Origin of the sequence: Vreelandella aquamarina (assembly GCF_020075495.1) — a bacterium.
Taxonomy (GTDB): Bacteria; Pseudomonadota; Gammaproteobacteria; order Pseudomonadales; family Halomonadaceae; genus Vreelandella; species Vreelandella aquamarina_A.
This window is the reverse complement of record NZ_JABYQT010000004.1, coordinates 413,503-425,968: the sequence shown is the minus strand read 5'-3', so window position 1 is coordinate 425,968 and position 12,466 is coordinate 413,503. Positions and strand designations below refer to the sequence as shown.

Sequence of the window (12,466 nt, the reverse complement as noted above, 5' to 3'; positions counted from 1 at the left end):
GCTGCCGCTCGAAAAGCCGGAGCTAGAGGAAGAGGCGGGCTGCGCTGCCATCATGGCCGACGTGACGCCTGTGGTGATGCCACTCATGCTCGGAGAAAGACGCTCCGAGGTGAAACCGTCCCCGCTATACCAATGAGGCCGGTAATCCGACTCGACGTCGCTGATCGCGTGTCGTGTCAGATCATTCTCGAAGCGCTCCGTCCAGGGCTTCTCGACACCAAGTGCCATGGCGTAGGGTAATACCGCCTCATAGCGCAACACCGTCATATCTGGCTCGTCACGGAAGTTGAGTCGCTCTTTCTCTGCGGTTTCAAGATACATCTTGAAACCTTCGATTTCGTCCATGACCTTGCGTCCTTGCAGGGTATGCGCCCCCATGTAAATACCGAAGATGATACTGATCGCCAAACTCAACAAAAGGGCAATGAAAATCAAATCCATCCCGACCACATGATAAATGCCGATCAAGTATTTCAAGTAACTGAATATCGCCATTGCCACGATGGCACCCACCGCCAAACTAACTACAAGTGGCTTCCGCCTCGCCCACTTCATGACCAGCAATAAGAGCAAAAGTGGTATGCAAGAGAGCAACATGAAGATGAACACACCGAATTCCAACACGTTGAAATAGAGCATCTGGAGTATCGACACAACAAACAGCGCCAAGCCGAAGAGGGTATAGCCCCAGTTGCTGGTGAAGAACACCGAACGATTCTCATTTTTCAGCGCTGATATAAAACGAGACTTTGTGCGCTGGATAGCCCCCCCATGCTTGGCATCGGTAGTGACCGGACTTTTTTCGCGCAGGAAATCGAAAACGACTCGTTCGCCCGGGGGAAGCGAGTCGGGCACCTTGCCTGTCGTCTCTATCGTCATCGCCTTCTTGCCCTCCTGGTCGAGGGTCACCAACCCCTTGACGGCCAATGACACCAAGGCAGCAGAAAAAGCGGTCCAGCCGTCCTTTTCCCAGCGCCCCTTATAATAGACAAAGTGGATCAGCGCAGGAGAAAACCGTGCCGGCGGATAGAAGCGAGGAATGATGGTGCCCTTGGCGGGGCCTCGGCCGACTCGATACCAAGCACAGAAGAAATAGAGGAAGACCACTAGAAGCAAAGCGGTCGGCCCGACCACCTCTCGGTAGTCCGACAACCAGTAGAGCATTTCATGAGCGAAATCAGGAGAACGCAGCGTTCCTTTTTCAAAGGATACGGCAACCGTCATGCCCTCCTTAACCGCCAGCGGTTGTGTTATATCAAAACGAGCGACGTTATCCTTGAGCTGCTCCATGTGTGCCGCTTTTTCGGTCGCCCCGTGACGTCCGGTAAAGACGTCAAGCTCACGGATCTCGGCATCGGCGGGCAGTGTGACGAGTGCCGATGCCTCTAGAATCGGAAACATCCAGAAGTTTCCAGTCACATTCCAGTAGAGTTCATCGTGCTCTTGGAACATACGAGCCGCCCGATCGATTCGATAGCGTATCTCGTAGGTGTGCGTGCCATGCGGCAGGGTGGCACTGGCGCGTCCGATCCGGATACGCTTGCCGGTACTCAATGCATCGACCGTGTAGCTTTCGCGCTCTCCATCGCGCTTCACTGAGAGCACATCAAGCGTCTGCCTCACGCGGCGTCTGCCCTCGCCGCTCAGGACAGTTGGAATATCGCGAAAGATCCCACGTTGAATCTGCTCGCCCTCGGCATTAACACGGATCGTCTCGGTGATTTCCACCGAGGAATCGGGCTTTACCGTAATATCAACCTCGAACCGTTCTATGGCCTCTTCCGCCGCTACCGGCAGTGCTACCATACCGGACAGCATGAGGGTAACAATAGCGAGACATAAGGTAATCGCCACCTTGCGCATAGACATTTTACTGATCATTGGATCTCCCTTGCTCTATTTCCCTACCGCGCCGCTATTGAGCAAAAGCCACCTGCGGCACGCTACGACCTTCGTTATTTAGCTCGAAGTATTGGGCTTTTTCGAATCGAAAGCTTCGGGCGACGATATTGGAGGGGAAAGACTCTACCGCCACATTCAGGTTGCGCACCGTGCCGTTGTAATAGCGTCGTGCATACTGAATGTCGTTTTCCACCGTCTGCAACGCACGTTGAAACTCTAGAAACGTAGTATCTGCCTTGAGGTTCGGGTAGGCTTCCGCCACCATCAGTAGCCGCCCCAGCGCTCCAGAGAGTTGATCCTCAGCCTCACCACGCTGCACCAGAGCCCCCTTGTCTTGCGCCTCAAGTACTGCCTGTCGGGCAACCGTCACCGCATGCAACGTTGCGCGCTCGTGTCGCATGTAAGCCTTGACGGTTTCCAGCAAGCTGGGGATCAGATCGGCTCTGCGCTTCAATTGCACATCAATTCCGGACCAGCCCTCCTTGCTCAATTGCCGATACCTAACCAGACTGTTGTATAGATAAATAAAATAACCCATGAGCGCCACAAACAGCGCTACCCCTGCCCACTCCATGCTTCCCCCTACCTGTAACACCCGCATTCAACTCATAAGTGCAGCACCCGCTGTGTCCAAGCCGCTTGAGTACTCGCTCAAAAACACCTGTGCCTATGTTCTGTAACCGAGTCGCTTTCGAGGATGGTCGCTGAGATTCTTGACCACCTGTTCATCGATTTAGTGGTGAATCATGCAAACGATGCCGCATTTTTTGCCTGATAAGCCACCATGTCGATCTTTCCAAGCTGTGGCGTGAGCTGGCAACGCTGGCGACTCCAAGGGAAATCGACTTGGGCTTGGCGCTTCTTCGCACCTTCGTTTTTCTTCCAGGCTTCCAGATCAAGGTCGCGCCAGTATCGAGGGTCGCGCCCGGTTTGCCGGTCATGTTCAGCCGTCGTGGGGTCGAGGTGGCGAAAGGGCTCCAATCGCGGAACATCGGGTAATGGCTGGCTGACATCCATATAGCGTTGCAGCATGTCCCATGTCGCACGGACCTCATGCTGGTGCTCCACAATGGCGCTCAATGACGTCTGGTTGAACTGCTTGCCGGTGTAGCGATGCACGAACATCAGCCGATAAAAGATACCGCCCCGTTGCACCACTCGCTCCACGTAGGCATCGAATTCGATGAAGGGGGCAACGAGTGGCGCCTTTCTTCTACCTTGAGAAAAACTTACCATACCCGTTTGACGGTTGAGTTCACTTTGGCGGTTTTCCAGATAGCTATTGCCTTGCTTAGCTAACCAGCCTCTCCAAGGCCCTACCAGATAAGTGCCACAGCGAATAATACCGTTCATAATGGACTGGCAGGTATAGGCTCCGATTATTCCAGCGGCTACAACCCCTCCCCCTAAAATAAGTAGTGCGACAAACATTCCAAGAAGGCCATTATACTCAAAAACAGGGTTTAGAACCCTAGTGGCCAACCAGTAAGGAAAAATTAAGAGTGAAAAAAAATATAACACCGGGAAAGCAATTAACAATGCAGATAATCCTAACTGACTTTTAATGAATATTATTTTTTGGTGGGTCCACCACCAATCATCTGATTCATAAAAATGCTTATCTTTTTGCTCTATGTGTTGAACTAGCTCCGCATCTGCACTGATCTGCTGTGCGGGATCGATATGAGCATAATCACCAAAAGGCAACAGCTCTTCGCCGACACGACCTCTTTTCTTAGGTGCTTCCGGCAACGGGGGGATTGTTTCGCTTGTATAGGCCCCCGACATATAGGCAGAGAAAGCAGCTTTATTCATACCTGGAACTCCTCGGTATACCAGTATTGCGGCGCCTGCTGCTTACCGAAGTAACGTATAAGGGCCTCAAAAGGATTCGCGACGGTAAGGCTATTGCGCTCGGGGAACGCCCCATGAGCTTCTTCACTATACGCTTCATATTGGTCAAGCATTGGCGTGGGCAGCACCATTTCGCCTAAAGATGCCACCCCATATAACATTTACGCCTTGCTCAACCACTTTACGTGCGGCAAAAACGTGTACGGTACTCTGTTCTGGCAAAAGCTGACGTTCCTCGACTTAGTAATGAATCATGCCAACGATGCCGCATTTTTTGCCTGATAAGCCACCATCTCGATCTTTCCAAGCTGTGGCGTGAGCTGGCAACGCTGGCGACTCCACGGAAAATCGACTTGGGCCTGGCGCTGTTTTGCCCCTTCGTTTTCCTTCCAGGCTTCCAGATCAAGATCGCGCCAGTATCGAGGGTCGCGCCCGGTTTGCCGGTCATGTTCAGCCGTGGTGGGGTCGAGGTGGCGAAAGGGCTCCAATCGCGGAACATCGGGTAATGGCTGGCTGACATCCATATAGCGTTGCAGCATGTCCCATGTCGCACGGACTTCATGCTGGTGCTCCACAATGACGCTCAATGAGGTCTGGTTGAACTGCTTACCAGTGTAGCGATGCACGAACATCAGCCGATAAAAGATACCACCCCGCTGCACCACTCGTTCAACGTAGGCATCGAATTCTACGAAGGGCGCAACAAGCGGCGTCTTTCTCTTGCCTTGGGCAAAGCTCATCATGCCCGTTTGGCGGTTGAGTTCACTTTGGCGGTTTTCCATATAGCTATTGCCTTGCCTGGCCATCCACCCATTCAAAGGTTTTGTCAGGTAAGCGCCGCCTCGAACCAGGCCATTCATAACTGATTGACAAGTATAAGCCCCGATAATTAATGAGCCAATGACTCCCCCACCATATAATAGTAAAGTTACTATAATCCCTAAGAACTTGTTTTTTTCCATAACTGGATCAATCAAAAAAGGCGATAATAAAAAAGGAATAGCTAGTAATGAAAAAAAATATAATACCGGAAACGCCATTATCAATATGGACAAACTCAACTGACTTTTGACAAAGAGGATCCGTTGGTGGTCCCACCACCAGCCATCTGATTCATAAAATTGCTTATCTTTCTCCTCCATATGCTGCACCAACTCAGCATCTGCACAGACCTGCTGGTAGGGATCGATATGAGCATAATTACCAAAAGGCAAAAGCTCTTCGCCGACACGACCTCTTTTCTTGGGTGCTTCCGGCAACGGGGGGATTGTTTCGCTTGTATAGGCCCCCGACATATAGGCAGAAGCAGCTTTATTCATACCTGGAACTCCTCGGTATACCAGTATTGCGGCGCCTGCTGCTTACCGAAGTAACGTATAAGGGCCTCAAAAGGATTCGCGACGGTAAAGCTATCACGCTCGGGGAACGCCCCATTTATCGCTGCGGGCTAGCTCACCCAGCCAGTTCATGGCATTGGCGTCACCCGCCTCAGCCGCACGATGGAGCCACTTGAGCGCCTCTTCTTCATCGGGCTCTTCAACGTAGTAATAAATATGATAGAGCGCACCCATGGCTTCCGCGTCACCCGCTTCCGCCTTGGGCAAGGTGAGTTCGAGCGCCTCTTGGGGCCAGTCGTCGCCATTGTCTGGGCAAACATCGCCCAGTTCGCAGGCGCCACCGTCAAACAGGCGAAGCATGGCGTAGGGCTCGCCGTGCTGGGCGGCTTGGTAGTACCAGTCCATGGCCGCATTCGACAAGCCGCGGCTAAGCAGCCGGTTGGCTTCGCCCAAGTAGTACATCGCCTCAACATCACCTGCTTCGGCGGCGATCGGGCGCCTTCGCTAAGCGCCCAGCCACTTGAAGGCCACAGCATCAGCGCCAAGAGCAAACCAGGTAACCGCATTCTCAGAGCCATAAAGCTGTCAGTATCCAAACCTCGGGGGGAATCTTGAAAGCGGCGGCTCGCGGCCGATCCACTCTTCTTCGGCAAGCATTTCGGCTTCTCGACGCTCTGCTTCGGTTAACTTGTCACTATTTCTGGACATAATATTTTTTGCACTGTTATCTTCTAATTCGGCTTTTAATGAGTAGAGTATTGCCCAGCCTTGTATAAGGTCTGCTTCATTAACACATCGACCATCAGATGAGTAGGAAGGGTCCAGATAACACCACCCCAAGCCTAAACGGTTACTGACACTTCCTTCGCGGGAAGCACGTTCCATCCACTGCCAGCTTTCTTCGAAATCCGCCTGCTTTCTCTTAATAATTTCCATCCTCTCCATGGCAGGAACATAGCCTTGTTCTACGGCGCGCTCGGTCCATTTTTCAGCAGCGGTAAGTCGACGGCTTTTGGTAAAATACCAGCCCTTCCCATTCATGATATGGTTACCGAGGATTGTTTGGGCTTCGGGCAGCCCTGCCTCGGCGGCGCGTTCTAACCACTTGTTGGAGGCGGTGGGCAGGCCCAGCCAGTTAAACATCGCATCCCACCACTCGTGATTCAGCGTATTGTAGATATAGTGAAGCGCGAGCATTGCCTCTGGATCCCCTGCCTCAGCCTTGGGCAGAGTGACGTCCAGTGTCGCTTTCCGCCAGTCATCACCCTCATCGGGGCAGCGGTCACTGATCAGGCAGGCGCCGCCGTTGAACAGGCGCAGCATTGAGTAAGGGTCACCTTGTTCGGCGGCCTGCAAGTACCATCCCATGGCCTCGTTAGTAAATCCCAGCATGTGCTGGCGACGCTCTGCCTCACCCATGTAGTACATGGACTCTACATCACCGGCGTTAGCCGCTTGGCTCAAGTAGGTCATGGCTGTAGTCGATTGACCTATATTATAAAGGCGCATGCCTTCGTCTTTAGCAGCTTGAATATCCGCAGGTAGGGCCCAACTATTGAGAGACCATAAAAACATCGCGGCAAGTGTGGCCTTTCTGAGCAACATTGTATTAATCATCCTATCTGCTGTCTGCGCTAGTAGTACGAATTTTTAAGCCATTATCAAAAACGGTCTCACTAAATTGCTTAGGATCACGTCCCAAGCGGCTTGCTATTTGGGAGTATCGCTCCCGCGCACCTTGGGCAGCTGGAATGTTTTCTCCCGTTTGCTCCATGAACGCGTCCAACAATTCTCGGTTAGCACAGTAAGCAACGATCCAGGAAGAATAGTTATCAACCTCACCTGTCTGGGTCATACGTGCTACCGAACGCTCAAATAATTGACTTGCCGCCTCACGATCTAAGCGGCCATCCTCAGTATAGCCCTGCTCCAGCCACCTAAGGCATTGCGCTATGGCTCTTTGCTGCTGGTCTATCGCCGCCCCTCTCCTGCCAGAGAAGTAACCCCATACACTGGGCGACGTTGTTAACGTATAAAGAAGGGGACCTAACGCTTCGGGTGTAGTGACTCAATGATTCTGGACACCAACGTAGGTGGTAAGATCGCCACCCTCAACGAGGTGTCTGATGACCAGAAAACGACGTTCCTTTACGCCTGAGTTCAAGCAGGAAGCAGCCAGCCTTGTGCTGGATCAAGGTTACACCATCCCCCAGGCGAGTACCTCTCTGGGAGGCGCTTAATGATTGCGACATCTTGTAGCTCAACCCCCATGCCGGGTAGGCCGCTTCTTACTTCAATCACCGTATTAATAGGTGTCTGCTGAAGATGCTCTTTCCACATTTGGCCCATGAGAAATGACGCAGGCGTGGGGCGGTTATGGATATTGCCCAGTTGATCCATTAATGCATCGCGCTCATGTGGTTTTCGGCAATTCATACAATCACTCACTGGAACTAATTAATTTAACAGATTAAGCCACGCTACCGCCGAGGCAGGCGCGTAATAGCACCTGCCTTGAGAGTGTTGTTTGATACAATGACAGGACTGCGCCTACCGGCTAACGCAAACGAATATTCTTTTGGTACTTCTCTTCCTGTATTTTCTCCACCTCGGCTTCGCTCATATCTCTCCAGTAGCGCGGGTTACGGCCTTTGCGCTTGTCAGCGGCTGCCGTGGTAGGGTCTTTGTGGCGGTGTATTTCCAGAGCAGGCACATCAGGTAGCGGCTGGGAAACATCCATATAACGCTGGATAAACTGCCATGCTGCCACCAGCTCGCCGGGCATATTGGTAGGCGGGAACTGGGCATCCAGCTTCTGGCGAAGTCCTGTTTCAGGGTGATAGAGTATCAGCGAATAGGTAGGGCTACCTTGGGTATCCGGCGAGCTTTCAAGGTAGGCATCGAATTCGTAGATGGGTGCTACTAAGCGCTCTTCCCAAGCTCGTTTTGGGTTATAAATCGTGAAAAAACCATTCTGCCGATTGAGCTGCCATACTGGGGCTTTTCGCATTCCATAAAAAAATTCAGGAGAAAATTTCTCAAGCAACCTCCCACCTTTCCATAAAAAAACTAAAATTAAAAAAACAGGTGAAATAAAAATTAATATAGCTCTTATATCTTTTATAAGCTCATCCAATTCTCCCATCAAAATTGATTTAACCGAGAGACCTAAACTCATAATAAAAACAACCCACAAGCTAAGAAAAGCCCCTCCTTTTCCTATACCCATGGTGGTAAACAATATTTTCGAAATTTCATTATAACTAGGAGGAAGAATAGCCCCATGGTCATAATGAACTCCAATTTCCTTAAACGCCTCACTACTCTCTAAGTTATTCTCAGCCTTTCTAGACTCCCATCTTTCAGAAATTTTAATATTATCATATCCATACTCGTCTTTATTACCATTATCTGGAGCACGGCGATACCAAGTTAAACGCGAGCCGCTAATACGCTGGCGATCTGGATTGGCTTTCTCCCAAGCTATCCGTCTAGCCGGTTTGTAGGCAGTATCAGTGTAGTAATCTTTTGGGTTAGTCTGATCAGACATTCAATGTTTCCTTTACCCAGTAGTCACTATTAGGCGATGTGCTGTTAAAGACTTCTGCTATGTTGCTAGGCGTTTCCTTTAATGATTCCGGCGCGGGATAGAACCGATCATTGGATAAAAAAGGGACTTGCGGTATTTCTCGAAACTGCACTTGCACATCCCAACGGTAGCCGATGCCTGCCTGAGGCCCCCATGCACGTTTACCCGCAGGCGTATAAACAAAGTAGCGAATAAAATTTGCAGATAGCTGGGTCAGTAGTGGCGTAATCTGCGTTTCAGATTCTTTCGCCCAACCGCTATAGGCCGGTGTATTGTGAGTTTTTCCTTCTAGGCGCTTAATGATTGCGACATCTTGTAGCTCAACCCCCATGCCGGGTAGGCCGCTTCTTACTCCAATCACCGTATTAATAGGTGTCTGCTGAAGATGCTCTTGCCACATTTGGCCCATGAGAAATGACGTAGGCGTGGGGCGGTTATGGGTATCGCCCAATTGGTTCATTAATGCATCGCGCTCTTGTGGCGACACCCGGCGGGCGGTAATAGTAATATTGGCCAATATGCCTTGCAGGCGGTAGTAGGCCTCTTCGGGCTCTTCCAGCCATGGCGCTACGCCACGCTGATCGCCGAAGGGACCATGCTTGACCCATTGTTCCAGCGGGCCATCGGTCAACATGATGCCAGTAACCGCGCCACCTACCAACAGTGCTAGCTCCACCCAGCCAACGTGACCACTAAACACCAAAACCATGGCAGCGCCTACGGCGGCAAAGCCGTACGCCACTGCAGCATCCATATCACCTTCTTTAAATCTCTCCACTGCCTCCCAAGCCATTGTAACTGCTGCCATAACGCCTGCTACTCTAGCAACAACCCAGTTAGCTGTCATTAACCTTGGGAACATCCTGCTAAAGAGATTGGCTTGTCCGTTATTTATCACTATTTTCTGGCTAAATTTACTTGTATTAATGACGAGCTGATAAGCTTGATGACGTCGCGTTATATAGTCACTTAAATTCAGAGTGGCGAGCCCCAAGTCGAATAAAGCAGCAACTAAGCCAAAAATTTTCTTTAAATCCCCTCCACTCTGCATTACAGCTGCGCTTTGCCCCAAGTTCATCGCCTGAAAGGCAACCATTAAGTAAGGCAGCCGGGTGGCTCCAATCGCTCGCTCAGTAAAACCAATTCGTTCGCGCCCCTGTCTAACCATCTCCGCTGCATCAGAGTCGATGGGGACAAAGATAAAGCGCACCTGGCGGGCTTCGCCAATATCTTTTATTGAGCGTAACCGGCTTTGGTTGGTGCCTCCTAGGTGTTTGGTCACGAGAAGACCGGGGCGAGGCAGTAACATCATCAGGGGCCAAACTTCTCGGGGAAGTAGGAAAGCGGCGGCTCCAGGCCCAGCCAGTCCTCTTTCATACGCTCGCCTTCGGCGCGTTGCTCAGAGGTAAGTCTGTCACGATAGACTCTTAGGCTTTGTACGAAAAGTTGGCTCGTAGGCATCGACGTATGCAAGCTACGCATACCATCGCATAAAAGCTGCGGGCCAGCTTCTCTTGGCGCGTCGCGATACGGCGGCACTCCTTAAGCCAACTGAACACGCGTTCCACGATATTTCGCTGACGATACTTGGGTTTATCGAAGCCGCGAGGAAGGCCCCGACGCGATTTACGTTTCATCTTTCGTTGTGCGATGACGGGCTTGAGCCGAACACGATCACAGTAACGGCGCAACGCTTCGCTATCGTAACCCTTGTCAGCCACGATTAAGCGACAACGTTTGCGTGGCCGACCGCGCCTTCCCGGCAAACGGACCTTCTCCAGAGTGGGCATGAGGTAGCGCGAATCCGCCTCTTGCCCTGCAGAAAGAGTGAAGGCGATGGGCCAGCCCAAACGATCACAGACCAAGTGAATTTTGGTTGTAATGCCGCCGCGACTTCGGCCTAACGCGTGATGTTCGGGTTCGTCGGATCCCCCTTTTTACCTCCGCCAGCGGAGGCTCGTGTTGCACGAACCGCGGTTGAATCGATCATCCACGTTTCCAGGTCAATCAAGCCATCTTCGCGAAGCTGGAGCTGTAAACGAGACAAGACCGCCTCGAAAGTGCCGTCATCTCGCCACTGACGGAATCGGGCATAGACGGTACTCCAAGGACCGTAGCGTTCAGGCAGATCGCGCCATTTGGCGCCAGAACAGAGCACCCAGAAGATACCATTGAGCATCTGTCTGTCATCTTTTCTGGGCCTGCCCATAGTTTGACACGGGGATACGATGTCTTTGATCAACTGCCATTGTTGTTCATAGATTTCGTAGCGTCCTGCCATATCGCACCTATGCTTGCCATGCATGGGTTACATTAGCAAAAATGACTTTTCATACAAAGCCTAGAGCCCCATAGCGTACGACATCGATTTCGACAGGGCTAAGCTGCGTCAATAGCTGAGGGTAGTAGGCATGATCATCCATTGAGTGCATATCGCTATTGGTGTGTGTACCGAGAGGCCTTGCTTTAGCAACTTTTCAAACGAAGTGTCCTGATTCATGGCCGCATAGCTGGAGCCCCCAATGGCCAAGCCTAATCCCAGCAGTGCCCAACCCCATCCAGGAATCAACACTAAGCCCGCCGCTGCTAGAAACAGTGCACCGCCGGCAATTGCTATGCTATGGCCGATTACGGTATCTCAGTGGCCTTGTAGGCTGAGGAAACTCATCTGCCCCAAGGCCTCGTATTGATAGCTATGCTTGCTGCTGCTCCCTATAGGCTGCCATCTCAACCTTACCCAACTGCGGGGTAAGCTGGCAGCGCTGACGAGACCAAGGGTACTCAATTTGCGACTTTAGGTGGGTGGCCCCATCGCCTTTCTTCCACGCCTCTAAGTCCAAGTCGCGCCAGTAGCGCGGGTCGCGCCCGGTTTGCTGGTCATGTTCAGCCGTCGTGGGGTCGAGGTGGCGAAAGGGCTCCAATCGCGGAACATCGGGTAAAGGCTGGCTGACATCCATATAGCGTTGCAGCATGTCCCATGTCGCACGGACTTCATGCGGATGATCCACAATGGCGCTCAATGACGTCTGGTTGAACTGCTTGCCGGTGTAGCGATGCACAAACATCAGCCGATAAAAGATACCTCCCCGCTGCGCCACTCGTTCAACGTAGGCATCGAATTCTACGAAGGGCGCAACAAGCAGCGTCTTTCTCTTGCCTTGGGCAAAGCTCATCATGCCCGTTTGGCGGTTGAGTTCACTTTGGCGGTTTTCCATATAGCTATTGCCTTGCTTAGCCAACCACCCTTTAAAAGGTTTTGCAAGATAAGCACCGCCTCGGATAATGCCATTCATGACAGACTGGCAAGTGTAGGCACCTATGATTCCAGAAACCAAGACACCTCCACCAAAGATAATTAGCATCGAGATAACCCCGATTACTCCACCATGATCCAATAGGGGGCGCAGTAGGTTAAAGAATAACCATAAAAAAAAAGCTTGTAAAAAAACGAAATATAAAATGGGAAATGCCATTAATAATACTGATAACCCTAATTGGCTTTTGATAAAGCGTATTCTTAGATGATCCCACCACCAATCATCTGATTCATAAAAATGCTTATCTTTTTGCTCTATGTGTTGAACTAGCTCCGCATCTGCACTGATCTGCTGTGTGGGATCGATATGAGCATAATCACCAAAAGGCAACAGCTCTTCGCCGACACGACCTCTTTTCTTAGGTGCTTCCGGCAACGGGAGGATTGTTTCGCTTGTATAGGCCCCCGACATATAGGCAGAGAAAGCAGCTTTATTCATACCTGGAACTCCTCGGTATACCAGTATTG

General features: G+C 51.3%; 10 protein-coding genes and 2 pseudogenes. 1 reads left to right on the top strand and 11 read right to left on the bottom strand.

All coding sequences use genetic code 11. The annotated features are described in order from the left end of the window. The 7 genes and pseudogenes from HW452_RS09465 to HW452_RS09440 all read right to left on the bottom strand — a co-directional run. Positions 1–1,881: DUF2207 domain-containing protein (locus HW452_RS09465; protein ID WP_224105856.1), on the bottom strand; the 1,881-nt coding region annotated here is incomplete at its 3' end. A 34-nt stretch (positions 1,882–1,915) separates the two neighbouring features. Further along, positions 1,916–2,476, bottom strand: coding sequence for a LemA family protein (locus HW452_RS09460; RefSeq protein ID WP_224105855.1), 561 nt, complete (start codon positions 2,474–2,476; stop codon positions 1,916–1,918). Positions 2,477–2,503: 27 nt separating this feature from the next. Further along, positions 2,504–2,626: pseudogene (locus HW452_RS17705) on the bottom strand (IS30 family transposase); the annotation flags it as partial. A 20-nt stretch (positions 2,627–2,646) separates the two neighbouring features. Beyond that, complete coding sequence (locus HW452_RS09455) at positions 2,647–3,717, bottom strand: hypothetical protein (RefSeq protein WP_224105854.1); 1,071 nt, start codon at positions 3,715–3,717, stop codon at positions 2,647–2,649. Between the two features lie 290 nt (positions 3,718–4,007). Further along, positions 4,008–5,075 carry a hypothetical protein gene (locus tag HW452_RS09450; RefSeq protein ID WP_224105853.1) on the bottom strand — a complete coding sequence of 356 codons (1,068 nt, stop codon included), beginning with the start codon at positions 5,073–5,075 and terminating at the stop codon, positions 4,008–4,010. Positions 5,076–5,168: 93 nt separating this feature from the next. Continuing rightward, entirely contained in the window at positions 5,169–5,555 is a 387-nt protein-coding gene (locus HW452_RS09445) for a tetratricopeptide repeat protein (protein ID WP_224105852.1), read from the bottom strand. A gap of 123 nt (positions 5,556–5,678) precedes the next feature. Continuing rightward, complete coding sequence (locus tag HW452_RS09440; RefSeq protein ID WP_224105851.1) at positions 5,679–6,710, bottom strand: tetratricopeptide repeat protein; 1,032 nt, start codon at positions 6,708–6,710, stop codon at positions 5,679–5,681. Positions 6,711–7,219: 509 nt separating this feature from the next. Here HW452_RS09440 and HW452_RS09435 point away from each other — a divergent pair. Continuing rightward, a pseudogene (locus HW452_RS09435) lies at positions 7,220–7,321 on the top strand (transposase); the annotation flags it as partial. Between the two features lie 329 nt (positions 7,322–7,650). Here HW452_RS09435 and HW452_RS09430 read toward each other — a convergent pair. From HW452_RS09430 to HW452_RS09415, 4 genes are all read right to left on the bottom strand, one after another. Further along, positions 7,651–8,643: a hypothetical protein gene (locus HW452_RS09430; protein WP_224105850.1), complete on the bottom strand. Its 993-nt coding sequence runs from the start codon at positions 8,641–8,643 to the stop codon at positions 7,651–7,653. Next, the gene (locus tag HW452_RS09425; RefSeq protein WP_224105849.1) at positions 8,636–9,994 is read right to left on the bottom strand and encodes a hypothetical protein; all 1,359 of its coding nucleotides are present in this window, start codon (positions 9,992–9,994) and stop codon (positions 8,636–8,638) included. Before HW452_RS09425 ends, HW452_RS09430 begins: the two co-directional genes overlap by 8 nt. Before the next feature lie 115 nt (positions 9,995–10,109). Then, positions 10,110–10,963, bottom strand: a protein-coding gene (locus tag HW452_RS09420; protein WP_224105848.1) for an IS5 family transposase whose coding sequence is annotated in 2 segments (ribosomal slippage) — positions 10,110–10,613 and positions 10,616–10,963 — 852 coding nt in all. Because the reading frame shifts where the segments join, the coding sequence is not laid out codon by codon here. A 412-nt stretch (positions 10,964–11,375) separates the two neighbouring features. Further along, positions 11,376–12,437 carry a hypothetical protein gene (locus HW452_RS09415; protein WP_224105847.1) on the bottom strand — a complete coding sequence of 354 codons (1,062 nt, stop codon included), beginning with the start codon at positions 12,435–12,437 and terminating at the stop codon, positions 11,376–11,378. Between the last annotated feature and the right edge of the window lie 29 nt (positions 12,438–12,466).

Coding starts and splice junctions, on each gene's coding strand:
- HW452_RS09455 (WP_224105854.1), bottom strand. CDS start 3,717: ATGAATAAAGCTGCTTTCTCTGCCTATATGTCGGGGGCCTATACAAGC.
- HW452_RS09445 (WP_224105852.1), bottom strand. CDS start 5,555: ATGTACTACTTGGGCGAAGCCAACCGGCTGCTTAGCCGCGGCTTGTCG.
- HW452_RS09440 (WP_224105851.1), bottom strand. CDS start 6,710: ATGATTAATACAATGTTGCTCAGAAAGGCCACACTTGCCGCGATGTTT.
- HW452_RS09450 (WP_224105853.1), bottom strand. CDS start 5,075: ATGAATAAAGCTGCTTCTGCCTATATGTCGGGGGCCTATACAAGCGAA.
- HW452_RS09425 (WP_224105849.1), bottom strand. CDS start 9,994: ATGATGTTACTGCCTCGCCCCGGTCTTCTCGTGACCAAACACCTAGGA.
- HW452_RS09415 (WP_224105847.1), bottom strand. CDS start 12,437: ATGAATAAAGCTGCTTTCTCTGCCTATATGTCGGGGGCCTATACAAGC.
- HW452_RS09460 (WP_224105855.1), bottom strand. CDS start 2,476: ATGGAGTGGGCAGGGGTAGCGCTGTTTGTGGCGCTCATGGGTTATTTT.
- HW452_RS09430 (WP_224105850.1), bottom strand. CDS start 8,643: ATGTCTGATCAGACTAACCCAAAAGATTACTACACTGATACTGCCTAC.